A 24872-nucleotide genomic window follows, 5' to 3' on the forward strand; every position below is an offset into this window, starting at 1 on the left:
CAGTAACGGAGCAAAAAGAGGATTTAGCTATGTTAGGTTGGGCAATTACTTTTTTCATTATCGCCATTATTGCAGCAGTTTTTGGTTTTGGCGGCATCGCAGGTGCAGCAACAGGTATCGCACAATTTTTATTCTTTGTGTTTATCGCCTTACTAGTGATTTCACTAGTCGCGAATGCCTTACGCGGTCGGTCACCACGAGCATAGATTTACCACACATTTAGATATTTTTAGATACTTTTAGGAAACAGGAGAATGGACATGATCTCACAGAAATCATTATTGAAACTTTTAGCAGCTGGTACATTTGCACTTACACTTGCGGCATGCGGTGATAACAATGCAGAAGATGCAGGCGAAGAGCTAGACGAGATTGTTACAGATGCAGGCAACGCGGTAGAAGATGCTTGTGAAGATGTTAAAGAAGGCGCAGACGCCGAAGATAAAGACTGTTAATACTCGCTTTATCACAGAAAAAGCTGATGGACGTTGTCCATCAGCTTTTTTTATACTTCTTCCCCGCCAAGCTCTCGCGCTAAGTCGTCTAAATCAGATAACGTACTATCAAATTCAGCTACCGCATACCGGTAAGATACCAACACGTGACGATCAGTGCGGCCAAACTTCACGACAAGCGAATCAACATCCATGTGTTTAACCGTGTTGATAAACCGATACGCCGTCATCTCGCTGGCAAAACCAAATTCAACTTGGCTTTTCATCTTAAGCAACTACCTCTGGATTGTTATCCAATACATTCACTACCCGTTCAAGTAAATGCGTTTCTTGGTCATCAACTTTCCCATGCGCAATCCAATCTTCTAACAACTGCGCAGGAGACAGGCTCTCGCCCTTCTCGAGTTTCGCTGTCATCATGGTTAGCTGCACATTGGTTCGCATGCTGCTATCGCTCTTAGGGCTAGGTATATCAGTAGCGGCTTCTAACGCCACGGTTAGCCAATGACGACTTTGTTGAACAGGTGTAGGCTTAGACAGTGCAGACTTCCATCGCTTTCCTAGCATGTCAGCGTCGTCATCACTGATGTTAGTAATATCGCCTGCCCGCAAGCTTTCACTTAACACCGAAATAACCGATTGAGCACGCTGTTGTACTTGACGCACATGACGCTGCTGCGCACGTGTTTGCTGTTGTTTTTGAATACCGGCTATTTTCTTATCAAGTTTTACACGCATAGCACCAGGCAAGTCTTTCGCACGCGATTCGATATCCTGTATTGAAGTAGCAATCGTCGATTCATCAGATTCCGAGTCAATAGCATTCAATTGAGTAAAAAGGGTATTAAAGGTTTCATCAAATGCTGATGACTGTGCCTTACGTTGTTCTTTTAGGCGACCGAACAATGCGTCATTTGCTAGGCGAAACTCACGCCACAATCGGCTTTCATCACGCTTACCGGCATGGCCTATGGCTTTCCAACTGTGTTGAAGCTGCTGCGCGGTTTCAGTGGCGCTAGCAATATCTTCCTCTGCTAACAGCGCTGATGCTTGCGCAACGAGTTGCTGCTTCGCTTTTTTATTCATCGCATGCCACTGGTTCACTTTGGTTTGCAGCGGGCTGATGGTTTTGTTCCACCGTTGCTTTAACGACTCGTATTCACGCTTTTCAACCTGACCACACTCATGCCACTGCTTAACGGTTCTATCGAACAGTTTAGCCAGCACCGCTTCGTCCTGTGACAAATCGATGGCAGCAACTTGTTCAATTAATGACTGACGAGCTTTAAGCGCTTTCTCACGCTCAGCATCCAATGCAGCGTAATGTTCGCGACAAGGCTGAAACGCAAGTTCTAAAGCGGCGTCGAAAGCACTTTGTAGTGTGTTATCGTCGCTGCCAGCGCCTAGCGAAAGCCACTGCTGACGTAGATAACGAATGGCTTCCCCGCGCTGTTTTATATCTTCGACGGGAGTTGAAGCTAATGTCTGCGCTTCCTCTACCAGTGCAGGTTTTCTAGGTGCCGCGATATAATCTTGCCAGCCTTCAAGGTGAGCGATATCTTCGGCAGTTTTCTCAAAACGCTTAGCCAATTGTTTCTTAACATTTTCAGGCATAGATTCGAAGGTTGCAGATAGCTTTTCAAACTTGGTAATAGCCCCGCGGTACTTACCTTGAGCAATTAAGTTATCCACTACACTGATTTGCTTTCTGCACTGGCGAAGCGCGTGATCTACTTCTGCTTTTTTAGCTTGTTTTTTCTGACTGAAAACACGCGAAGCTGCATGCCAGCGCTTATTAATGGCGCTTGGTACTGAAATAAGTTCATTGCGTAAGTCGTGATACTTTTCACTTAACGCTTTAAATTCGGCTTCGATTGATTCTGGGGCTTTATGGCTAACCTCATCATTTTGATGGGTGCCATTTTGAACAGCGTCTCCTTCAATAGATACACTTTCCGTTGTATCAGTGCTTGCAGCTTCGGGCAATTCAGCAGTTTGTTCTGTTAGCCCTTTCTCTTTATCGTCTTGTGCACTTTTTGTCGATTCAGAAGGCGTGCCTGCCGTCTGTTGTTGCCTAGATTCTTCTGCTAGTGATTCCACCTGAGACAAGCAAATCAGAAGCTTTTGACCGTACTGCTGTTGCATCGAAAAGGCTTCTAAACTCTTGTTTAACGAAGCTATTCCAGTACGAACTTCTTCAAGCAGTTTGGCGCTGCCCCCTATTGAAGCCATATGATCTGCGCTTACTTCTAATGCGCGTACCGATTCATTCACTACCGCTACATCAGCAAGGGTAGCCTCACATAAACGCTCACCATAAAGCCAATTAACTTGTGTGGTAGCATGCGATAAATGCTGCTTACAAAGGGCTTCAATCTCGGCTTTGTCTTTTGCTGCTTTTTGCGCTTCCCACTCAGGTCGAATACGCGATAAGTGACGAGATACCTTTTCGCTAATGCGCGCGAATTTAGCGTCTACCGCCGTCTTATCGTCTGAACTCAATATCGATGAATCTGTCATTAAGTCATTATATTCACTTAACAATTCAGCTTGGCGCTTGTCAATATCTTCAACATCTGATTTATCAACCAGCACTTGATATTTAGACAAACACAGAGTAACGCGTCGCATTAATTCAATAGGCTTTTCGGCTTGCGCTTTCAATACTTGAAGCTTTGTAGCTATAGCGGCGTGAATAGCACTATCTCTGCATTTTTTCTCCAGCTTCTGTAGCACACTACTATCTTCAATTGTGCCCAAAATAGCTTGTTGCAGTGCGTTATCTGCATGATGAAGAAAAATGGTTTGGGTAAAAGCTGGCTTATCGACTTTGTGAAGCAACGTCATCACAAGAATATTATCTGCCAATAAACTTGGGTCGTTAACCAATACAGTCTGAATTAATTCACCATTGGCACTTTCACGCAAAAATGACGCTTTTTCATTCGCGTTTATGGTTACATCACCCTGTCCCATCAAGGCTGCTTCTACGGTGCGTTCAGCAACTTTTTTCACCTTCGCATGGTGGGCGCTTTGTGACATTTTAAGCCACAATACAAACGTATTTAGTTTGTTAAGGGCTGCAAGGCTGACATCAGCATTAGCATCGTTAAATGCAAGTTCGTGTAAAATAGTTTTGTCTGTTGGCTTTTCGGGCGACAGGCTTTTAATGGCTTCCAGTCTTTTTTCGGGATTCTGACTGGTGTGAGAAGGAGCAAAGAACCGACTAAATATCATCCTGTTTAAACCGCGCTATAGTGTTGTTATCATCTTCTTGCTTGGAAAGTGCACGTTTAAAATCTGATTTACTTTTATGCACTATTTCGCCGCTTTCATTAACCGTCATATGTTCCGACGATTTCTCAATTTTTGCTTGATACAGCATAACTGCTTGTATACAGCTGGCTTTCTGATCTTCACTTAACGGCGTACCATCAAGCCATTTACCGGTTTCCACCGATTGACGCAGGCGTTCGTACACCTCTGGCGTCATACTATTTAGTAATACTTCTATATTCATGAACGGAATCGTTTAATAAGTACAATTCTTACGCGGTTGACAAGATACCACACGAAGCCTGCAATACTGGCTACAATAGCGAGATTATGTTGCAAGTCGCCAGGTCTTGTTCCGCCCCAATACATAAAACCGAATCCCGCCACAAATATGATCATGGCAATAAGCGATTGATTTTGAATGCTCTGTAACTTTTTGAATTTTTGTAGATTTTTCTTACGTTCAATATCTTCTGAGGAAGCATCGCCTATTTTGAAATCACAATGCGGGCATATTTTTGCTTTGTCAGACGTTTTTTTATTGCACGATGGGCAGTCAACGAGTGCCATAATTTGCTCCTGTAGGAATGATGCGGAAATAACCAGGTAGCATTGGTTTTAGAGGTGAGTATTTTACGTATTGAAATGCGTATTGCAAAGCCTATTCAAAGGCAGATGAGCATTAATATAATTTAATTGAATTTGTGGTGTGAAAGCCAAACTTAAAAGGCTACCACGTTGGCTTACACACCACGTTCACGTTAGCGATTATTTTTTGTGTCTAGACCAATAATCGTTAACGGTTTCTTTCATTTCTTTACTGAGCAGCACAATACCAAATAGGTTAGGTAAAGTCATTACCACAATGGCCACTGCCGACAGTGCCCATACCAGGGTGGTATCAGAAAAAGCAGCCCATACAAAGCCAGCTACGTAAATAACGCGATATGGCATCACCGAGCGGGGACCAAGCAAGTACGTCATCGCCCTGTCACCATAATACGACCACGCAATAGCCGTTGAGAACGCAAACAGCATAAGCCCGATAGACACTATGTATTGCCCAAAGTTACCAAAATACCCGCGTGTAAAGGCAATGGTCGTTAGTGCTGCTGAGTGCACCAATGATTTACCGCTCACCTCTAGGTTGTCTCGTACGGGTTTACCATCTTCAATTTTTAATGTTCCGGTAAACAAGTCTTCGCTGCCAATGTTGTATTTAACATCCTCGGCAACTGAGCGTGAATTTAACAAGGTAAAGCCATCGCTAACCGCAGTGCCGTTCACCACAGTGATACTCCCTGTATACGCTTTTATCTCGTTACCTTCGACATCGTTTAGGTAACCGTAAAGCTTATCAACATCGGCTTGATCGCTATCGTCATATTGGCCTTGAACGAAGAACATGTCAGAACGATCGAATACGTTTTCATGTTTTTCTTTCCATACACCAGAAGACAAGATAACCAAACCAGTAACTGTACAGATAATGATGGTATCGATGAAAGGTTCAAGTAACGACACCATACCTTCTGATGCTGGCTCTTTTGTTTTCGCCGCAGCATGCGCAATTGGCGCAGAACCTTGACCCGCTTCGTTCGAGAACAAACCACGGTTCACACCACGGTTAAATGCATAAGCAAGTGACGCGCCTAAGAAGCCCCCAGCTGCTGCAGACCCTGTAAATGCATCTTTAATTACTGCGGTGAAAGAAGGAATAATATTCTCAACGTTCGCGAAGATTACCGCTAACGCACCAATAAGGTAAATAACCGCCATTACCGGCACTACCCGCGCAGTAAAGGCGGCAATGCGTTGAATACCACCAAGGATAACGAGCGCAAGCAAAATACCTAACACGCTACCTACTGCCCATGGCTCAAAACCAAACGTAGCTTCAATACTTTGTGCAATGCCATTACTTTGCGGCAGGTTCCCGGTACCGAATGAACTCACCACAGTGGCAATGGCAAAAGCTACCGCTAACCACTTCATGTTTAAGCGTCTGTCCATGTAATACATGGGACCACCCGCCATGGTGCCATCTTCGGTTTTCACACGGTATTTGTGAGAAAGGGTAACTTCAACGAATTTCGTGGTCATACCTAAAAAGGCGGTGACCCACATCCAAAATAATGCTGCTGGGCCCCCTAAGAATATGGCGAATGCCACACCACTGATGTTACCTGTACCCACTGTACCTGATAACGCGGTGGTGAGTGCGCGGAAATGGGTGGTATCCCCTGGGTCGCTCTCTTTATCGAACTTGCCCGTTACCACTTGCCATGCATGTTTGAAAAAACGAATTTGAGGAAATTTAAGGTAGATAGTGAAGAACAGACCTACACCGAGCAATACGTAAGGAAACCACCCTGCGCCGCCTAAAAAACCATCCAGTATGACGAGAAAACTATATAACCCTTCCAAGGTATCACCCCTTTATTATCTTGTTGTTATGATTTCTATTATTGTATTTATTAATAAAGCCCCGTTGAAAAGGGGCTTTTTTTGTAATGCTAATTTAACGTATTAACCATTTAACTTCTTTACTACGGCATTTACGGCAATAAGTAAATCCTCGCCTAGCTGTCTGCTGCGCTGAACAGACCAGCCATAGATTTCATCTGGTACATCAGCATTGTCTTTGAACGGCATTTCAACAGTGTAAGACATACAGTTAAATTTCTCACCCACTGCGTTTGCTGCCACGGTTAGGTTCCCCTCACCTGGCGCATCTTTATCGTATCCAAACTCGTCCTGAAACTCTGGCGTTGCATTTAATAACGCATCTTTAAACGTATTTTCTAGCGCTTTAATTTCATCAGAATAACTTGGATTACCTTCACAGCCTGCCACAAAATTGTACGGCAGTGCTTCATCACCGTGCAAATCGACAAACATATCTACGCCAATTTTTTCCATCGCATCCATGACATAAAGCACTTCTGGGCTTTTGTCAGCACTTGGGGTTGCCCACTCACGGTTTAAATTGGTGCCTACCGCATTGGTACGTAAATGACCGCGTGCGCTACCGTCAGGATTCATATTGGGTACTACATAGAACACAGCGTTATCCAGCAATTGTCGCGCCAGTCCGTCTTGCTCATCTAGCAAACGGTAGATGAGGCCTTCCGCACACCACTCGGCCATGCTCTCACCTGGGTGCTGCCTGGCAGTAACCCATACTTTCTTTTTATTAGGTGCTTCTTCGCCAATCACTAGCATGGACATATCGCGGCCATCTAGGGTTAAGCCTAAAAAGCGATGCTCACATAGCAAGGACATTTGCGCATCGTGCACTAGGTCAAGATGCCTTTCGTAGCTATAAGGAATGAAGTAAGCGAAATAAACGCTAGGCTGTTCGAGTGTTAGAGAGAATGTGAGGTTATCGCCATCAAACTCGCTGGGAATACGAAACCATGTTTGGCGATCGTATGATGCAAGCACATTGTAGCCTTTCCAGCCATCTGGATAGGCAGACTTTGCCAAGTCAGTAATGGTCATTGTATGAGTAACAAACGACTCGCCAACTAAGCGAAAGTGAAACCATTGAGCAAATTCAGATTGGTTATCTTTTGGAATGGCAAGACGGATGTCTTCAACCGATTCAGCGCTCAACACGTCAATGTTGCCGCTATCGAATTGACTAGAAATATGCATAAACTGTCGTTTCTCTTCTTAATTTTAGCGGTAATTTAGCATAGTCAGCAATAGAAATACTATGTGCCGATGCGCTATTTATGCCACTTGAAGGCACGGTTTTGTTTACACAAATAAAAAACCGACCCTAAGCGGTCGGTTTTTATTCAAATTGAATATTAAAGCGGCAATGTTGGGAAGCTCATCCCTGCCATATCGCGGATAACACGCATTACCTGACAGCTATAACCAAACTCATTATCGTACCAAACATAAAGAGTAAGGCGTTTGTCTGCCACAATAGTCGCTTGTGAATCTACTACTGACGCTGCACGTGAGCCTACTAAGTCAGTAGAGACAATCTCTTTGCTCGCCGTGTAATCGATTTGGTGCTGTAAGGTAGAAAAAAGTGCAGCATCCCGTAAAAATTCATTCACTGCTACTCTATCTGTGCCTTTCGCTAAGTTAAGGTTCAAAATAGCCAGTGAAACATTCGGCGTAGGCACGCGAATAGCGTTACCAGTTAGCTTGCCAGCAAGCTTAGGGTAAGCCTTTGATACCGCTTTTGCTGCGCCTGTTTCGGTAATAACCATATTAAGTGGCGCACTACGACCACGTCTGTCACCCTTATGATAGTTATCAATTAAGTTTTGGTCATTGGTGTATGAATGCACCGTTTCAACATGACCGTCTTCAATACCGTATTCTTCGTCGAGTGCTTTAAGCACGGGCGTTATCGCATTGGTAGTACAACTTGCGGCTGAAAGAATTGTGTCGTCTGGCGTGATCTCTTCATGGTTTACCCCATGAACGATGTTTTTAATATCACCTTTACCTGGTGCCGTTAGTACTGCTTTAGACGCACCTTTCGCTTTCAGGTGCAAACCTAAACCATCGCGGTCACGCCAGATACCCGTGTTATCAACAATAATAGCGTTATCGATACCATATTGCGTGTAATCAACTTCGTCAGGGCTATTGGCGTAAATCACTTGAATAAACGAGCCGTTTGCTTTTAATGCATTGCGCTCATGATCAATTGAGATACTGCCATTAAATGGCCCGTGCACTGAGTCACGGCGAAGCAAGCTAGCTCGCTTTTCTAAGTCGCCATCGCGCCCACCACGCACCACAATGGCGCGTAAACGTAACTTGTTATTTTTACCTTGGCGCTCTATTAACAAACGCGCTAATAAACGACCTATACGACCAAAGCCATAAAGTACAACGTCTTGAGGCTTCTGATCGTCCTCTTTATCAATAACGTCGCCTAACTTCTCACTTAAAAATGCATGTAAGTCGTCGTTGTCTACCGCCGAACCGTAATTAAAATCAAAAGCCAGCTTACCAATATCAATTTGAGCAGGGGCAATCTGCATTTCGCTCAGCGCAAGTAAAATTGGGAAACTCTCCCGAAGTCGCAATTTTACTCCCTCGTGCAAGCGCACTTTGCGATGCGCTTTAATCACATCAGTCGCACTGGCATTTAATAAAGAGCGGCCATAAACTGAAATTTCTACTGCGCTATTTCGGTATAGCTTACCGATAAGGGGCAACATCATTTCCGCGTATTCCTGACGCTCTTGCCAGCTGCTTTGTAATTCCTGCTCAAACTGTTGGTTCATGTTTTTGCCTTTATCGACGTAAATTAACGGTATGTGACACGTCAGTTTTTTAATATTTTAGGGTACACTAGGTGAAGATTTCGTCTGACGGTGACGAGCAGTATCTTAAAGAAACAAACAAGGATGACCAAATTGTTGATAAATTTCATGAAATCACAAAACCGGCCTGTTCGAGGCACTTTATTTAGTAATTTTCCAACAGGTTATAAAAATGTTATCGCTACGCTTTCTATGACCGTTATGTTGTCTGGGTGTAGCGATTGGTTCGAACCCACTATTAGTGAAATTTGCAAAACCAACAGTGAGATGTGTTTAGATTTAAGCCTAGATGCTCGGTGTCGCCACGAACGTGCCGATATCATAAGGTTAAGATACAACCACCAAGCAGATACCTCAGAAGCGTTCAAATACCCATTACTATTAGCGTTTGAAGATTACTTGGTCTGTGTGGAAGAAGTTCAGCATATTGAACACGTGAAACGTAAAGGCAAAGAAGCCACCCGCCTTAAGGGTGTGATTACAGCGCAACGTGAATTAAACCGTTTAGCGCGTGAGACTAAGCGCTCTCTCGACCCTTACCTTTCTTACTACCATTGGTCTCGCCATAACGATAAAGAAGCATTTCACCGGTTTGAACGCTATGCTGCTAGTAACAGAGTAAAAGATCCTGAGTTGCTAATTTCTTTGGCCTCGGCGCAAATTAAAACCGATCCTCAGCGCACTATTGATACCTTGTATAAAGCGCTAAGCCTATACACGGATGCTGATGACATAGACAGTGCACTTTATCTGTCGTTGGTGTCGTTAGGTATGGATAAAGAAAACTACAGAATGGCTTATGTATGGCTAGGTGTAAGCGAATACTTCGACGAAAAAATTCCCTCAGCTAGGCGGGAATCAATCGGCCAAAAGTTTAATCTACCGGTTGATATTTTAGACAGCGTAGTACGTGATATTGTCTCTGCCCTTGATAATAGCCAATTCGATGCGAACGCGCTTAAGCTAAATAGACTGTAATAATGAAAATGAATTACATTTTTTAGGTATTAAATAAGTGCTAAAAAAATAAAAAATCCGCCGAATATAGGCGGATTTTTTTATTTTTTACGTTAAGGCAGTCACAACTGTATGTTTTTTGTTCGACTGTTTACCTTGTGAAAGACACTCTACTCAAAGTAATAACTACAGCGCTCGAGCCTAGCCTTTTACCACAACATCACCGTTACCTTTGAACGTTAATGAAATTGAATTAACGCAATAGCGCTGGCCGCTGGGTTCAGGTCCATCTGGAAACACGTGACCGAGATGGGAATCACATTGTTTGCAAAATATTTCCACACGGTGCATACCGTGCGTATTGTCATCTCGGTAACCAACATTGTCGTTTTCAAGTTGTGCAAAGAAAGAGGGCCAGCCACAACCAGCATCAAACTTAGTGTGTGATGAAAACAATTCGGCGCCACAGCACTTACAAACATAGGTTCCTTCTCGGGCTTCATCTAACAATGCCCCGGTAAAAGGTCGCTCTGTCCCTGCATTGCGGCATACTCGGTATTCTGCTTCAGACAGCGTATCTTGCCATTTTTGCTCAGACATAGTTTCTCCTAACAATCAGCCCTCAAAAAAGAAAAAAGGTGCACCTGAAGAATCTGGCACACCTTTCAAATTAGTGTAAAGCCCGTATTAGCGTTTTATAGAAGTTTGCGGGCGTTGGGGATCACTCCATTCTAAGTGATACTTTTTACCCGCAGGCTTATCTACACGCTGGTAAGTATGGGCACCGAAAAAGTCTCGTTGGCCTTGTAGCAAGTTAGCCGGTAATACTGCGGTGCGATATGAATCATAGTAGCTTAATGATGACATCATAGCGGGACACGGCACACCAGCAATAGTCGCTTGCGCAATTGACTGACGCCAATCAGATTGGAATTGAGAAATTTGGTTTGCAAAGAAGGGGTCCATCAGCAAGTTCGACAACTCTTCGTTGTTTTCATAAGCCTTAGAAATAGACTGTAAGAATACGGCTCGGATAATACAGCCTGCGCGCCAAATTTTTGCTATTTCACCAAACTCTAATTGCCAACCGTGCTCTTTAGCAGCAATAGCCATTAGCTGGAAGCCTTGCGCATAAGCACAAATTTTAGAGCAGTATAAGGCTTGCTCTAATTTATTGATGATGTCTTCTTTTTGCTCATCAGAATGAACCACAGGTTCGGGGCCTGAAAGCACTTTACTTGCTGCCACACGCTCATCTTTCAAGCTAGAAATGCTGCGCGCAAATACGGCGGACGTAATGGTTTGCGCTGGGCTACCGACTTGTAATGCACTCACCGCAGTCCAAAGGCCAGTTCCTTTTTGCCCTGCTCTATCTAAAATCACGTCAACAAGAGGCTGCTTGGTGTCTGGGTCAAGTTGGTCGAGCACTTCGGCGCTGATTTCCATTAAGTAGCTGTTTAGCTTACCTTCATTCCAACGTTTAAATACCGCTGCAATGTCAGAAGGCGACATTTGCAATGCTTCACGCATCACGTGATAGGTTTCACAAATTAGCTGCATATCAGCGTATTCAATACCATTGTGCACCATTTTTACGTAATGGCCTGCGCCAACAGGGCCAATATAGGTAGCACATGGCTCACCTTCTAAAATAGGCTTTCCTGGCACGAAACTCTCCAGAGGTTTACCTGTTTCAGGATCTACCTTAGCGGCAATTGCTTTAAGTACAGGCTCAATACGGGTCCATGCATAAGGGTTGCCCGATGGCATTAACGATGGCCCGAAGCGTGCCCCTACTTCACCACCCGACACGGCGGTAGAAAAGAAAATAAACTTGCCTTTGTATTGCTCTTCGCGTGCAACTGAGTCCGTCCATAAGCTATTACCGGTATCAACGACGATATCGTCGGCATGAATACCCGCATCAATAAGATGATTACATACATGGTCGACAGGGTCGCCGGCAGGAACAGAAAGAATAATAAGATGAGGGGCTTTTAGTTTGCTGAGTAATTCGGTGTAAGAGCTACAACCTTCAACACGAGGTTCAGCGTTGGCATCACGCTCACTGGCGTCTTTTGCAAGAATAGCATCGACCTTTTGCTGATCTAAATCGAAACATGCTACTCGATAACCGTGGTCTACCAAGTTCATTGTAAGGTTATTACCCATTACGCCTAAACCGATAAAACCAATATCACACGCTGTTGTGGCGTGCTTATTTCCACCTTCATTTTGCATAGAAAAACCCTCACATTCAGATGGGAGAGCATAATACCACCTGTAACAATAAAGAACAGCATACCGTGCCGATATCCGTTCGGTATGCTATTTTTTTCGTCAGAGGTAAAGCTTACGAGGTAAATTCGTTAAAACTAAACAAGGTAAGGGACTTACCCGCTTGTAAAAATACCTTTTGAATACAAATTTTAGGTTGCTCGCTTAATGAAGCGTAACGAGTATCTAAATGCAAAGTCCACCCCCCGTTCGGTGATAAACTTGGTAAATTGAACCTCACGTCGTTGTCACTGGCATTGACACACAAAAACCAATGTTCTGGGGTTTGCTCACCCACCGCACACCCTCTAATTTCTACACCAAAGGCTTTATTGTGTGCCACGTTCCAATCTTCAGAGGCTTTATCGGTGCCGTCAGGTTTGAACCAATTAATTTGGCTGACATTTTTCGATAAGGAGTAAGGGTCGTCCTCTAGTTTTATCTCGCTTAACAAGGTTGAGCCTTGTTTAAGGCGAATAACATACTGACAAAAACTAAGAAAATCCTGTTGACGCTTGTTCATTTCCCATTGCGTCCAACTGATTGGATTATCTTGGCAATAGGCGTTGTTATTCCCGTTTTGAGTGCGACTTAGTTCATCGCCTCCTAAAATATGCGGCGTGCCTTGAGAGAAAATAAGCGTGGCAAATAAATTGCGCTTTTGCCGTTCACGCAAGGCCAATATGTTTTTATCCTGAGTTTCACCTTCAGCGCCGTAATTAGCCGATAAGTTATGCCCGTGACCATCACGATTTTCTTCTAGGTTAGCTAGGTTATGGCGATCGGCATAACTCACTAAATCATGCAGGGTAAAACCATCGTGGTAAGTGATGTTATTCACCGATGTGGAAATATGACGATAGCCTTTGTGAAATAAGTCGCGAGACCCCATAAAGCGAGTAGCGAAATCGGCCGCTAAACCTTCGTCACCGCGCCAAAACGCCCGCGCCGTGTCTCGGTACTTATCGTTCACTTCTAGCCAAGGCGTGGGGAAGTTACCCACTTGATACCCACCAAGCCCGATGTCCCAGGGTTCGGCCAGCAAAACCGTTTGCTTTAATACCGGATCTTGTCCGATGGCGCGAATTAGCCCAGCATATTTATTGTACGCTTGAGGCTCGCGCCCTAGGGTTACCGCTAAGTCAAAACGAAAGCCATCTACGCCGATAGTGGTCGCCCAAAAACGCATGGCGTCTAAGATGAGCGTCATCATGTAAGGATGAGACGTGTGTACTGTATTACCGCAGCCAGAGTGATTCGAATAAACCAACTCTCCCCGCTTAGTTTGTTCTAACAGATACGCTTGATAAGGGCAGAAACCTTTATATGACAAAATAGGGCCGCCTTTACCGCCCTCTGCCGTGTGGTTGTATACCACATCTATAATCACCTCAAGCCCCGCTTTATGGTATTCATCAACCATATGCTTAATTTCAGACAACGCATCTTTGCTGGCATAGCGAGGTTCAGGCGCGAAAAAGTTAACAGGGTTATACCCCCAGTAGTTAGTTAATCCTTTTTCCGTAATGTAAGGCTCTGGCATAAATGAGCACATTGGCATGAACTGAACCGTGGTAATGCCTAGCGCTTTTAGGTGGGCAATAACCGCGGGGTGGCTCGCACCAAGGTACTTACCTCTGTGTTCTTTTGGCACATCGGGGTGTAACTTTGTTAACCCTTTCACGTGCGCTTCATAAACAATACGTTTATGTTTTGGAATATCGACCTTGCGGATTGCGCTTTGAGGGTAATCGGCATCTGCCACCACTACACACTTAGGCACCATAAATTGCGAGTCAAATTTATATTGCCTTGCATCCCAATGAATGGGTCTGCTTAGTTTTTTCGCATAAGGGTCGATAAGTAGTTTATCGGTGGGCACGCCGTGAAGCTGCCCTTCGCCGCGTTCTACTCTATAGCCATATAAATGGCCTGCTTTTACATTGGGAAAGAAACCATGCCAGACATCGCCGTTTTTTTCAGGCAGCAATATTTCGTCCATAGGCTCTTCGGTATCGTTGTGAAAGAGGCATAACGCCACCGCTTTCGCATCTGGCGCATAAACGGCGAAGTTACAGCCATCATCATAGGGCGTAGCACCTAATGGAAACGCTTCACCCAATAAAACATGGCTTGCCTTTGTGACGTTCTGTTTCGCGTCCAACGTAATTCCTATTTCGTGATGTAAAATACAGTAGATAAAGGGGGTAAATTAATACTAATCGAGTGATCTCGGTTATTCCATGCTACCGGCGTAGGCGTGACATGGCTGTCCACCGGATAATCGCTGCCCCAAAATACCTGACTATCAGTATTTAGTGCAAGCGACAGCTCACCCGCCCCATCAACACCTACGCGGTAATGTTCTCTGGGGATAGGCGTAAAGTTACAAATGACATATACCTTTTGCTTACCATCTAAAGACGTGCGAACAAAAGACACCACGCTTTGGTCGGCATTTTCATGGTCAATCCATGCAAAACCGGTGTGAGTATGATCTTGTTCGTACATCGCAGGGGTATGGGTATAAAACTGATTTAAGGCTTTATACAAACTTTGAATACCCTTGTGCTTTTTATGCTCCAAAAGGTGCCAATTGAGGCTTGTGTCATGGTTCCATTCTTTGCTTTGAGCAAATTCATTGCCCATGAAGCTTAATTTCTTACCTGGGTGACCGAACATAAAGCCAGTATAACAACGTAAATTAGCGGCCTGCTGCCATTCATCACCAGGCATTTTGTGTAATAAGCTGCCTTTACCGTGTACTACTTCATCGTGAGATATTGGCAAAACAAAGTTTTCATCAAAAGCGTAAACCATACTGAAGGTAATTTCGCCGTGATGATAATTACGGTAAGCAGGGTCTTTTGCGATATAGGTTAAAGAATCGTGCATCCACCCCATATTCCACTTAAAACCAAAACCTAACCCACCTTCAAACACTGGCCGTGATACTTTCGGAAAAGACGTGGATTCTTCGGCGATTGTCATTACGTCAGGATAGTGCTTATACACTTCTTCATTCATCCAACGCAGCAAGCTGATGGCTTCGTAATTCTCGTTTCCACCGTCAATATTCGGTATCCACTCGCCTTCATTGCGGGAGTAATCGAGATAAAGCATAGAAGCAACCGCATCGACTCGTAATCCATCCACATGAAACTTGTCTAACCAGAATAATGCATTGGCAACCAGAAACTGGCGAACGGTTTGTTTGCCAAAATCATAGATGCACGAATTCCAATCTGGATGCCAGCCTCGTCTTGGATCTTCATATTCATAAACATGGCTTCCATCGAAGCGCGCAAGACCATGGCCGTCTTCTGGGAAGTGTGCGGGTACCCAATCAATAATTACCCCTAAACCTGCTTGGTGGCACTTATCGACAAAGTATTTAAATGCATCAGGGTTACCAAAACGGCTCGTTGGCGCAAACATGCCCACTGGCTGATATCCCCACGACCCATCAAACGGAAATTCTGAAACTGGTAATAGCTCAAGGTGGGTATAGCCCATCTCCTTTGCGTAAGGAATTAGGTCGTCGGCCAATTCTTCGTAAGTTAAATAACGCTGCCCACTGTCTGCATCAGGACGCTTCCACGAGCCTAAGTGCACTTCGTAAATACTCATAGCATTCGCGTATTTATTTTGTTTACGGGATGCAAGCCACGCATCGTCTTGCCACTGGTACTTATCGTGGTTAAATATTTTTGACGCATGAGAAGGATACTGCTCAGCGCTAAAACCTAAAGGGTCTGTTTTATGCGGTAACTCATGCCCGTGGGCATCTTTTACTTGGTATTTGTAACGTTCGCCTTCGCCCAAGTCAGGGACAACTAACACCCAGTACCCCAATGAGGTTTTTTCCATTGGATGTAAGCGCCCGTCCCATTGATTAAAGTCACCAATTAATGAAACTGACGAAGCGTTTGGCGCGTAAACGCAAAAACGGGTGGCAGCCAGTGCCTCCCCCTCTTCAGGCGTAACGGTAATGAGTTGAGCACCGGCTTGGTGATACAAATTCTCTGGTTTGCTGTCTATATAGTGCACAGCGTGGTAAGCATTATCAGCGAATTGATACGGGTCGCAATAGGTATAGCTACCAGCTTTATTGGTGATAGTCACCGAATAAATCTGTGTGCATTGTGCTTTTGTGATTTCGCCTTCAAATAAACCAGCTTCAATGAGCGGTTTTAACATAACCTTTTGTAATGCGGTATCTGGCCAACTTATTTCGATAGATGAAGCGTCTGGACGCCATACTCGAATCTTAGTTTTACTTCCTATTTCAATTGGCCCAAGAACGGAAAACGGCTGAGAACATGTTGCATGTTCTAATTGCTGCGCTATCTGTTTTATCCGCGTTACCTGCATCTGCTACTCCTATTAAAAACCCGCAAGAAAACGCGGGTTTACTGCCCTTATATTAGGCAAAGGCGTGCATAATTGCACGCCAACATGTTCACGTTAGAAAATGAAAATTATAATTTAAGCACTGGCTTGTTTGCGTGCTTGCGTTAATTGTGCTGCCAACTCTGTTATATCATGAGTCTCGAAAATAGCCTCAACATTCCTGGTCAGCTTTCTACGCCAGTTAGGGTACTCATTAAACGTACCTGGAATATTCACGGGCTTGTCCATTTGTAACCAATCTTCTAACTGCAAACTTAGCAACGCACTAGAACCGCCAGCCATGTGCACTTGCATACCTTGGCTAAGTTCTGCTGTCATGCCTGTAGAGTTCACATCTCTACCTACATTATCCGCTACCGAGAGATGTCCATGTAGTGAGTCCAATATAGACTGCTTATTCGCGTGACGGTCAGTATAAAGGGTTTGCAGAATTTCATCTGTAGGATAAAGGCCAATGTCTTTACCTAGCGCCAAGTCTAAACAATGCCAGTAACCTATAAGCGTAGGCATGTCGTGTGTAGTAAGCGTAGACATAGACTGCACGGGGTAATGGCTTGGCGAGAAGAAACCGCCGTCCTCTGCTTGTTCAAAGAAAAATACACGGTATGAATACACACCATTGTCTGCCAACTTGCTACGAATTTCTTCTGGTACAGTACCTAAATCTTCGCCTATGACGAGGCTTTGGTTACGATGGCTTTCAAGGGCTAAGATGCCCAACAAATCATCAACAGGGTAATACACGTACCCCCCCTCTTTCGCGTCATCACCTTTGACAACCCACCACAATCGTAGCAATGCCATTACGTGATCAATACGGAGGGATCCCGACGACGCCATATTGGCTGCAAATAAGTCAATGATTGGCTGGTAAGCCTGTTCGTAGAGCTTACGAGGATCCATAGGAGGAAGCCCCCAGTTCTGCCCCAAAGGCCCTAAGATATCAGGTGGAGCACCCACGCTGGCATCGGTGCAGTACAAATCTTTGTTACCCCAAATTTCTGCGCTACCTTCACTCACCCCAACCGCAAGGTCTCGATATAAACCAATTGTCATACCGCAGTCAGAGGCTTTGCTACTTGCCGCTTCTAACTGTTGCGCCGCTACCCATTGTAAGAACAAATAGAACTTTACTTCGCTGGCATTGGCTTTTTTGAATTTCGCAACAGCAGGGTTATGGTAGTCTTTGTATTCTTCAGGAAATACAGGCCATCCCCAACAGTCTTTTCCTTTCGCTTTTAAATGAGATTGAAGCGCATCGTATACCGCCAGCATGTCTAAGCTTTCGCCACCTTGTGCTATAAACGCCTTGAATGCTTTATTTTGCTTGGTATTTTTTCTGAGGTGGCGAGCATCGTAGACATCAAATACCGCTTTTAACGCCGCCAATTTAATATGTGCGACAGCTTCATAATCTACATGCTCAGTTGCACGAGCATGACTCAGCGTTTTTTGAAAATCTTCAGCATTCACCACGGCTTGAACACTGTCATCATCAAAACCTTCAACAGCAGAAGCATCAATATACAAGTAATTTAGCCAACGACGAGAGCTCGGCCCATAAGGAGAACACGCGTCAGGATTTGCTGGATAAAGTGCATGAATAGGGTTAAGGCCGATAAAATCAGCTCCTACCCCTGCGGCTTTTTCAATTAGTGTTGCAAGATCGGAGAAATCACCTATCCCCCAGTTCTTTTCACTACGTACACAATAAAGCTGCACACTTAATCCCCAAATCTTTTTACCGGCCGCTATAGGCTCAGGGGTGTAGCAGGCTTTAGGCGCAACAATGATGCGAGACTCGGCAAACTGATCGTCGTCAGCACTTAACGCTATAGTGTGATAACCAAGCGGTAAGGTAAGTGGCAACGACACCATGTATTCATGGAACTCCACCTCATCGATGTGTGCCATCGTCGTCATTTCTTGGTCTACCGGTGTAAACGTATGTTTTTCAATTTCTCCGTTTTCACACTGAACTGTAATGACATGTTCATCGTTTACAAGTTCTATAGGTAGGCGCACAACGACAACAATAGCTTCATCGTTACGAACCACTTGAACAGGGTTCAGAGGAGATAACCACACTGAGCTAATGTCGTCTATAATTTGCGACTGAATCTTTTCTTCACTGGCGGTGTCATAACCCAGCACGTTAAGTAATTTGGCTTTACTTGACTCTGCGATGGTTGCTGGTTTGCCCCATGCGTCGACATATTGAGTCTCTATTCCACGCATTTCAACCAGTTGTTGCAGAAGATCTTGTGTCATCGTAACTTGTTCCTGTATTCCTGTGAGAGGCACGCTTAATTTGCACAAAGCAAATTTGCTTATACGTACAAAATATTAACATTATTCTAGAAACAGTCGCGCTATGAAAACTGAATACGATTGCATAAGCTGTTGTTCGTAACTTTCCAACAGTTTAGCGTTTTTGTTTTGCCAATTATGGCATTTTGATCCATACTTTACGTAATTTATTTTCATATTCAAAAATAATCGAGGTACGTCATGACAATTCGCATCGGTATTAACGGTTTTGGTCGCATTGGTCGCTTAGTAATGCGCGCGGCTGCTGCCCGTGAAGACATCGAAGTAGTTGCTATTAACGACTTATTAGATACAGATTACATTGCCTACTTGTTAAAATACGATTCAACGCACGGTTTATTCGACGGTGAAGTTAAAGTAGACAACAACGCCTTAGTTGTAAACGGCAAAACCATTCGCATCACCTCTGAAAGAGATCCTTCAGACCTTAAATGGAATGAAGTAGATGTAGACGTGGTAGTTGAATCGACTGGTTTGTTCCTTACTAAAGAAACTGCTGCTAAGCACATCGAGGCAGGTGCTAAGAAAGTGGTTATGTCTGCACCTTCTAAAGACGACACGCCTATGTTCGTTATGGGTGTTAACGATGAAAGCTACGCGGGTGAAACTATTGTCTCAAACGCATCGTGCACCACTAACTGTCTAGCGCCTCTAGCAAAAGTACTTAACGATAAGTTCGGTATTGTAGATGGCCTAATGACCACAGTACACGCGACTACAGCTACACAGAAAACCGTTGACGGTCCTTCTATGAAAGACTGGCGTGGCGGTCGTGGTGCTGGCCAAAACATCATTCCTTCGTCTACTGGTGCCGCTAAAGCAGTAGGTAAAGTTATTCCTGCGCTTAACGGAAAACTAACAGGTATGGCTTTCCGCGTACCTACACCAAACGTTTCAGTGGTTGACCTTACTGTTAACCTAGCCACACCAACTAGCTACGACGCTATTTGTGCGGCAATGAAAGAAGCGTCTGAAGGCGAGCTTAAAGGTATCATGAGCTATACTGAAGACGCGGTAGTATCAAATGACTTTATCGGCAACGCCAATACGTCAATTTTTGATGCAACAGCAGGTATTGCACTTACTGACACATTCGTAAAAGTTATCTCTTGGTACGACAACGAATGGGGCTATTCAAACAAAGTTCTAGACTTGGTTGCTCACATTTCTAAGTAATCACGTTTATCAATAACGGCAACACTATTGGTCAGTTATTGAAGACATTGTTAATAGACTGAAAAAAGGTGCGAATAATATTCGCACCTTTTTTGTTTTCATTGCACAATGAGCCATTATTAAATGGTAATGCGGGACCTTGTGGAAATCTCGACAACGGTACAATCAACACGTTGCTTCATGGAGGATTTATGTCAACAGAATCATTGCAAGTAAGCGAATCAAACGGATTGACGTTTTTAGAGGTAGATAACCACCTCGCTTCAGCAAAAATCAGTTTATTTGGTGGACATGTTTTATCTTTTATTCCCAAAAAAGATGAACAAGAACGCTTATGGGTGAGCCCCCATGCCTACCTTAACGGTGAACGCCCCATTCGTGGCGGAATACCTGTCTGCTGGCCATGGTTTAGTGATGACCATGGTAAAGCGAAAGGTGAGCTACCTTCCCATGGTTTTTTGCGCACACAAGTGTGGCAATTAACATCATCTAGTGAAGATGAAACTGGCACGCATATTACGCTTACCCCTTCCTTCACAAGAGCAGAAGGGTTTGAACATGACTGTGCGGTTACCCTATCAATTACGATAGGTGATACCCTCACCGTGTCGTTAATAACGGAAAACACAGGCGTAGTGCCATTTACCTACAACTGTGCGTTACACAGTTACTTCCATGTTGATCATATTCAAGCGGTTCGCCTTTTAGGCTTAACCGGCGACTATAAAGATAAACTGGATGACTGGACGATAAAACCCACACCTGAGAACTATACCTTTACGGCAGAGACTGACCGTATTCATATGAGTGCGGTAGAGAAAGCGTCTATTGTGGTAAAAGATACACCATTTACCGATGTAGGTTCAAAAGGCCACGACTCATTGGTGGTTTGGAACCCATGGCAGGGCGCTGCGTCAATTTCTGATATGGATCCGTTTGGCTACAAACATATGCTTTGTGTAGAGTCGTCTATCACGCAGGGCAAGACACTACAGCCAAGTGAGTCTCACGCCATGGTGCAAACGATAACGCCTGTATAATGCTTTAGCGCGCCGTCTAACGGCATACTGCGTGCTTATTGGTAAATACAAATGTATACAAGTATGAACTCGCCAGCACAAGTGCTTCCCACTAATGCCGCATTTAGCCCGATTTATTCGTCATAACAGGTAAATCGTCTTTAATAAAAAAGCCCCGATAATAAGTGACATCATACCAGTCATTATTATCGGGGCTTTTATAAAGCATTTTTATTAGCTGATGTTGGCACCCGCAACGGCTTCTTTGGCAAGTTGCGTAATACGATCCCAATCACCAGACTCAATGGCATCGTCTGGCGCTAACCACGAGCCACCAACACAAACAACATTCTTAAGGGCAAGGTAATCATTGTAGTTACCTGGGCCAATGCCACCTGTTGGGCAGAACGTAAACTCGGGGAATGGGCCACTGATCGCTTTTATCGCTTTCACTCCACCAGACGCTTCAGCTGGGAAGAATTTCATATGGGTGTAACCCGCGTCTTTCCCTTTCATTAGTTCAGACGTTGATGAAATACCTGGGATAAGTGGAATTTCTGCTTCCATACCCGCTTTTAGCAAATCAGCTGTCATGCCAGGGCTAATTGCAAATTTAGCACCCGCTTCAATAACCGCTTTAAGCTGCTGTGCATTTGTTACTGTTCCAGCACCGATAAGCGAATCAGGCACTTCGTCAGCAATACGTTTAATTACGTCAATGGCAGCTGGCGTACGAAGGGTTACTTCCAATACTTTAATACCGCCGGCCATTAGCGCTTTTGCTAGCGGAACTGCTTTTTCCACATCGTTGATAACCAATACAGGTACAACAGGGCCAGCAGCAAAGATATCAGCTGGCGAATATTTCCATTTACTTGTCATAAATCAGCTCGCAGTATGTTGTTGAAGATAAGCAGCTGCACCTAATAAGCCGTGATCAGGCTCTGCTATCAAATAAGTAGGAATATCTTTCACATAGTGCTTCATTTGCCCTTTCGCTTCGAAACGAGCTCTAAAGTCACTATTTTGAATGAATTTAGGGAAACGGTTAGCTATACCACCGCCGATAAAAACGCCACCTGTTGTGGCCATATTTAACGCCAAATTACCGGCAAAGCTGCCCATAATTCTGCAGAACTGCGTTAACGTGGCAGCAGCAATATCACAGGTACCTGCTAATGCGGCTTCGGTAATTTGAGCAGGTTCAGCGAATGTAGCCTCTTTACCTGCATCTTGTGCTAGTGCGGTATAGATATTATGTAATCCCCTGCCTGACATTACTTCTTCGGCAGAAGCGCGGCCAAAACTCTTTTGCAGGTGACGCCACACCACAACATCGGTTTCATCAACGGGAGAGAAGTCAACATGACCACCCTCGCCGTCTAGGGTTTGCCACCCAGAAGAGGTCATAGTGATATGCTCTACACCCAAGCCAGTACCCGGGCCAAATACCGCAATATTGCCACCGGCTTTCGCCGTGCCATCACCAATTTGGACAACCTGTGACTCATTCAATACCGGTAATGAATGTGCTACTGCGGTAAAGTCGTTGATCACAAACAGTGAGTCTAATTTTAACTGTGAGCGTAGCGCATTTTGCGAAAACGCCCAGCTATGGTTAGTCATCACCACTTGGTCGCCCAAGACTGGGCAGGCAATACCAATGCACCCTTCGGTGAATTGGTATTCAGGCATATCGGTAAAATACTGTGAAATTGCCAAGTCGATACTGGCAAAATCATTACACATATATTTCTTTATATCGGCTACGCCTGTTTCGGTAACCCGAGCAACGCGAATGTTAGTGCCCCCTACATCGGCCACAAACTTCTGGCTCATAGCGCCTGCTCCTGGTTGTAGAACAACGAGCATGCACCTTCTTCAGCACCTGTTAGGATGGCACGCATACCGCCGAACATTTCACGGCCCATACCAATATGGTGATGGCCAATATCAGCAGGTGTCGCTTCACGAGCTTCTAGCGTGGCTTCATCAACATGCAGGGTTAGTGCGCCCGTTTCAGTATTCAACTCAATCAAGTCTCCTGCTTGTACTTTAGCAAGCAAACCGCCTTTATAGGCTTCTGGAGTAACATGAATTGCAGCAGGGACTTTACCTGATGCACCAGACATTCGACCGTCAGTTACCAAGGCTACTTTGAAACCTTTGTCTTGTAACACGCCAAGAGGTGGTGTTAAGCGGTGCAGTTCTGGCATACCAATAGCCGAAGGCCCTTGGAAACGAACGACTACAATGCAATCTTTGTCTAAGTCGCCCGCTTTAAATGCTGCGTCTAAGTCAAACTGATCTTCAAACACAACTGCTGGCGCCTTGATAGTGCAATGTGGGGTGCGAAGCGCTGATGTTTTAATGACACCGCGACCAAGGTTACCCTCTAGTACACTTAATCCACCATCTGGTTTAAACGGCGTTTCTACCGTGGCAAGTACTTCTTTGTCTAAAGACTCAGTAGGACCATCACGCCATTCAAGCTCACCGTCTTTCAACATTGGCTCTTTGGTGTAGAAGTCTAGCCCTTCACCACAAATTGTATTAACGTCGTTATGTAACAACCCGGCATCTAGCAGTTGCTTGATAAGCAATGACATACCGCCAGCAGCAACAAAGTGGTTAATGTCAGCAGAGCCATTAGGGTAAATACGAGTAAGCAATGGCACAGCATTAGAAATGTCTGAGAAATCATCCCAGTTAATGATGTAACCCGCTGAACGTGCAACGGCGATTAAGTGCATGGTGTGGTTCGTTGAACCACCGGTTGCTAGCAAGCCTACTAAACCGTTAACAATGGCTTTTGCGTCAACGATATTTCCGATTGGGCGGTATGTATCGCCTAAATCAGTAATACGTGTCGCTTGGATAGAAGCCGCTTTCGTTAGGGCATCACGAAGCTCTGTACCTGGGTTTACAAACGAAGAACCTGGTAAGTGGAGGCCCATCATCTCTACCACTAACTGGTTAGAGTTTGCCGTACCATAGAAAGTACATGTACCCGCAGAATGATAAGACTGAGATTCAGCTTCAAGTAGCGCATCACGCCCTACTTTACCTTCTGCGTATTCTTGGCGAACACGCGCTTTTTCTTTATTCGGTAAGCCAGAAGGCATAGGACCCGCGGGCACAAAGACCGTTGGCAAGTGACCAAAGCTTAACGCACCCATTAATAATCCAGGTACGATTTTATCGCAAATACCTAGCATAAGGGTTGAGTCGAACATATTGTGCGAGAGCGCAATAGCAGCCCCTTGGGCAATGTTGTCACGGCTCATTAAGCTCAAATCCATACCGGTTTGACCTTGAGTCACACCATCACACATAGCGGGAACACCGCCAGCAAACTGAGCCACGCTACCTACGCTTTTTACTGCATCGCGAATTATCGCTGGATACGTTTCGTATGGCTGGTGCGCCGAAAGCATGTCGTTGTAAGCAGATACAATCGCCACGTTCGCTTTGGTCATCGAGCGCAGATCAGATTTTTCTTCTGTTCCACAGGCTGCAAAACCGTGCGCTAGGTTACCGCAAGAAAGCACACCACGGTGAGGGCCTTGGCGGCGCGCGTGTTCAATTTTTTCTAAGTAGGCCTTACGGCTGTCTTTGCTACGCTCTATAATACGCTGCGTAACTTCTGCAATTCTTGAATCCAT

20 protein-coding genes are annotated in these 24872 nt (G+C 44.7%); 5 read left to right on the forward strand and 15 right to left on the reverse strand.

Features of this window, described 5'->3' with window-relative positions; translation table 11 throughout:
• Positions 1-29: 29 nt before the first annotated feature.
• Positions 30-206: a DUF1328 domain-containing protein gene (locus FLAVO9R_RS11955; RefSeq protein WP_041452796.1), complete on the forward strand. Its 177-nt coding sequence runs from the start codon at positions 30-32 to the stop codon at positions 204-206.
• A 54-nt stretch (positions 207-260) separates the two neighbouring features.
• Complete coding sequence (locus tag FLAVO9R_RS11960) at positions 261-455, forward strand: hypothetical protein (protein WP_083820183.1); 195 nt, start codon at positions 261-263, stop codon at positions 453-455.
• Between the two features lie 50 nt (positions 456-505).
• On the opposite strand, the gene FLAVO9R_RS11965 is transcribed toward FLAVO9R_RS11960, so the two are convergent.
• The 7 genes from FLAVO9R_RS11965 to FLAVO9R_RS11995 all read right to left on the reverse strand — a co-directional run bounded on the left by FLAVO9R_RS11965 (position 506) and on the right by FLAVO9R_RS11995 (position 8995).
• Entirely contained in the window at positions 506-721 is a 216-nt protein-coding gene (locus tag FLAVO9R_RS11965; RefSeq protein ID WP_159531577.1) for a hypothetical protein, read from the reverse strand.
• 1 nt (position 722) lies between these two features.
• Entirely contained in the window at positions 723-3692 is a 2970-nt protein-coding gene (locus FLAVO9R_RS11970; RefSeq protein WP_159531579.1) for a DUF349 domain-containing protein, read from the reverse strand.
• Complete coding sequence (locus tag FLAVO9R_RS11975) at positions 3682-3975, reverse strand: YeaC family protein (RefSeq protein ID WP_159531581.1); 294 nt, start codon at positions 3973-3975, stop codon at positions 3682-3684. Before FLAVO9R_RS11975 ends, FLAVO9R_RS11970 begins: the two co-directional genes overlap by 11 nt.
• Positions 3972-4301, reverse strand: coding sequence for a zinc ribbon domain-containing protein (locus FLAVO9R_RS11980; RefSeq protein ID WP_013783656.1), 330 nt, complete (start codon positions 4299-4301; stop codon positions 3972-3974). The genes FLAVO9R_RS11975 and FLAVO9R_RS11980 overlap by 4 nt, the downstream gene beginning before the upstream one ends.
• A gap of 198 nt (positions 4302-4499) precedes the next feature.
• The gene (locus tag FLAVO9R_RS11985) at positions 4500-6158 is read right to left on the reverse strand and encodes an alanine/glycine:cation symporter family protein (protein WP_159531583.1); all 1659 of its coding nucleotides are present in this window, start codon (positions 6156-6158) and stop codon (positions 4500-4502) included.
• Between the two features lie 102 nt (positions 6159-6260).
• The gene (locus FLAVO9R_RS11990) at positions 6261-7391 is read right to left on the reverse strand and encodes a M14 family metallopeptidase (protein ID WP_159531585.1); all 1131 of its coding nucleotides are present in this window, start codon (positions 7389-7391) and stop codon (positions 6261-6263) included.
• Between the two features lie 158 nt (positions 7392-7549).
• The gene (locus FLAVO9R_RS11995; RefSeq protein ID WP_159531587.1) at positions 7550-8995 is read right to left on the reverse strand and encodes a glyceraldehyde-3-phosphate dehydrogenase; all 1446 of its coding nucleotides are present in this window, start codon (positions 8993-8995) and stop codon (positions 7550-7552) included.
• Positions 8996-9142: 147 nt separating this feature from the next.
• On the opposite strand from FLAVO9R_RS11995, the gene FLAVO9R_RS12000 reads away from it, so the two are divergent.
• Positions 9143-10012 (forward strand): DUF2989 domain-containing protein, encoded by an 870-nt coding sequence (locus FLAVO9R_RS12000; RefSeq protein ID WP_232370638.1) that lies wholly within the window; start codon positions 9143-9145, stop codon positions 10010-10012.
• 180 nt (positions 10013-10192) lie between these two features.
• On the opposite strand, the gene msrB is transcribed toward FLAVO9R_RS12000, so the two are convergent.
• From msrB to malQ, 5 genes are all read right to left on the reverse strand, one after another.
• The gene (gene msrB, locus FLAVO9R_RS12005) at positions 10193-10591 is read right to left on the reverse strand and encodes a peptide-methionine (R)-S-oxide reductase MsrB (RefSeq protein WP_159531591.1); all 399 of its coding nucleotides are present in this window, start codon (positions 10589-10591) and stop codon (positions 10193-10195) included.
• An 87-nt stretch (positions 10592-10678) separates the two neighbouring features.
• The gene (gene gndA / locus FLAVO9R_RS12010; RefSeq protein WP_159531593.1) at positions 10679-12232 is read right to left on the reverse strand and encodes an NADP-dependent phosphogluconate dehydrogenase; all 1554 of its coding nucleotides are present in this window, start codon (positions 12230-12232) and stop codon (positions 10679-10681) included.
• A gap of 112 nt (positions 12233-12344) precedes the next feature.
• Positions 12345-14432 (reverse strand): glycogen debranching protein GlgX, encoded by a 2088-nt coding sequence (glgX, locus tag FLAVO9R_RS12015; RefSeq protein ID WP_159531595.1) that lies wholly within the window; start codon positions 14430-14432, stop codon positions 12345-12347.
• Positions 14433-14440: 8 nt separating this feature from the next.
• Positions 14441-16642, reverse strand: a complete 2202-nt coding sequence (gene glgB, locus FLAVO9R_RS12020; RefSeq protein WP_159531597.1) for a 1,4-alpha-glucan branching protein GlgB — start codon at positions 16640-16642, stop codon at positions 14441-14443.
• Between the two features lie 114 nt (positions 16643-16756).
• Entirely contained in the window at positions 16757-18952 is a 2196-nt protein-coding gene (malQ, locus tag FLAVO9R_RS12025; protein ID WP_159531599.1) for a 4-alpha-glucanotransferase, read from the reverse strand.
• Between the two features lie 240 nt (positions 18953-19192).
• Between malQ and gap the strand changes: the two genes are divergently transcribed.
• Together gap and FLAVO9R_RS12035 are read left to right on the forward strand one after the other, a co-directional pair.
• A complete protein-coding gene (gene gap / locus FLAVO9R_RS12030; RefSeq protein WP_159531601.1) occupies positions 19193-20188 on the forward strand; it encodes a type I glyceraldehyde-3-phosphate dehydrogenase in 996 nt (331 codons plus the stop codon).
• A gap of 191 nt (positions 20189-20379) precedes the next feature.
• Positions 20380-21228: a D-hexose-6-phosphate mutarotase gene (locus FLAVO9R_RS12035; RefSeq protein ID WP_159531603.1), complete on the forward strand. Its 849-nt coding sequence runs from the start codon at positions 20380-20382 to the stop codon at positions 21226-21228.
• Between the two features lie 213 nt (positions 21229-21441).
• Here the strand turns inward: FLAVO9R_RS12035 and FLAVO9R_RS12040 are convergent, their stop codons facing one another.
• From FLAVO9R_RS12040 to edd, 3 genes are read right to left on the reverse strand one after another with little or no spacing between them, the layout of a single operon-like run.
• Entirely contained in the window at positions 21442-22089 is a 648-nt protein-coding gene (locus FLAVO9R_RS12040) for a bifunctional 4-hydroxy-2-oxoglutarate aldolase/2-dehydro-3-deoxy-phosphogluconate aldolase (protein WP_129739037.1), read from the reverse strand.
• Positions 22090-22092: 3 nt separating this feature from the next.
• Positions 22093-23046: a glucokinase gene (locus FLAVO9R_RS12045; protein WP_159531605.1), complete on the reverse strand. Its 954-nt coding sequence runs from the start codon at positions 23044-23046 to the stop codon at positions 22093-22095.
• Positions 23043-24872 carry a phosphogluconate dehydratase gene (gene edd, locus FLAVO9R_RS12050; protein ID WP_159531607.1) on the reverse strand — a complete coding sequence of 610 codons (1830 nt, stop codon included), beginning with the start codon at positions 24870-24872 and terminating at the stop codon, positions 23043-23045. The genes FLAVO9R_RS12045 and edd overlap by 4 nt, the downstream gene beginning before the upstream one ends.

The organism is Alteromonas sp. 38 (assembly GCF_902506055.1).
GTDB lineage: Bacteria > Pseudomonadota > Gammaproteobacteria > Enterobacterales > Alteromonadaceae > Alteromonas > Alteromonas lipotrueae.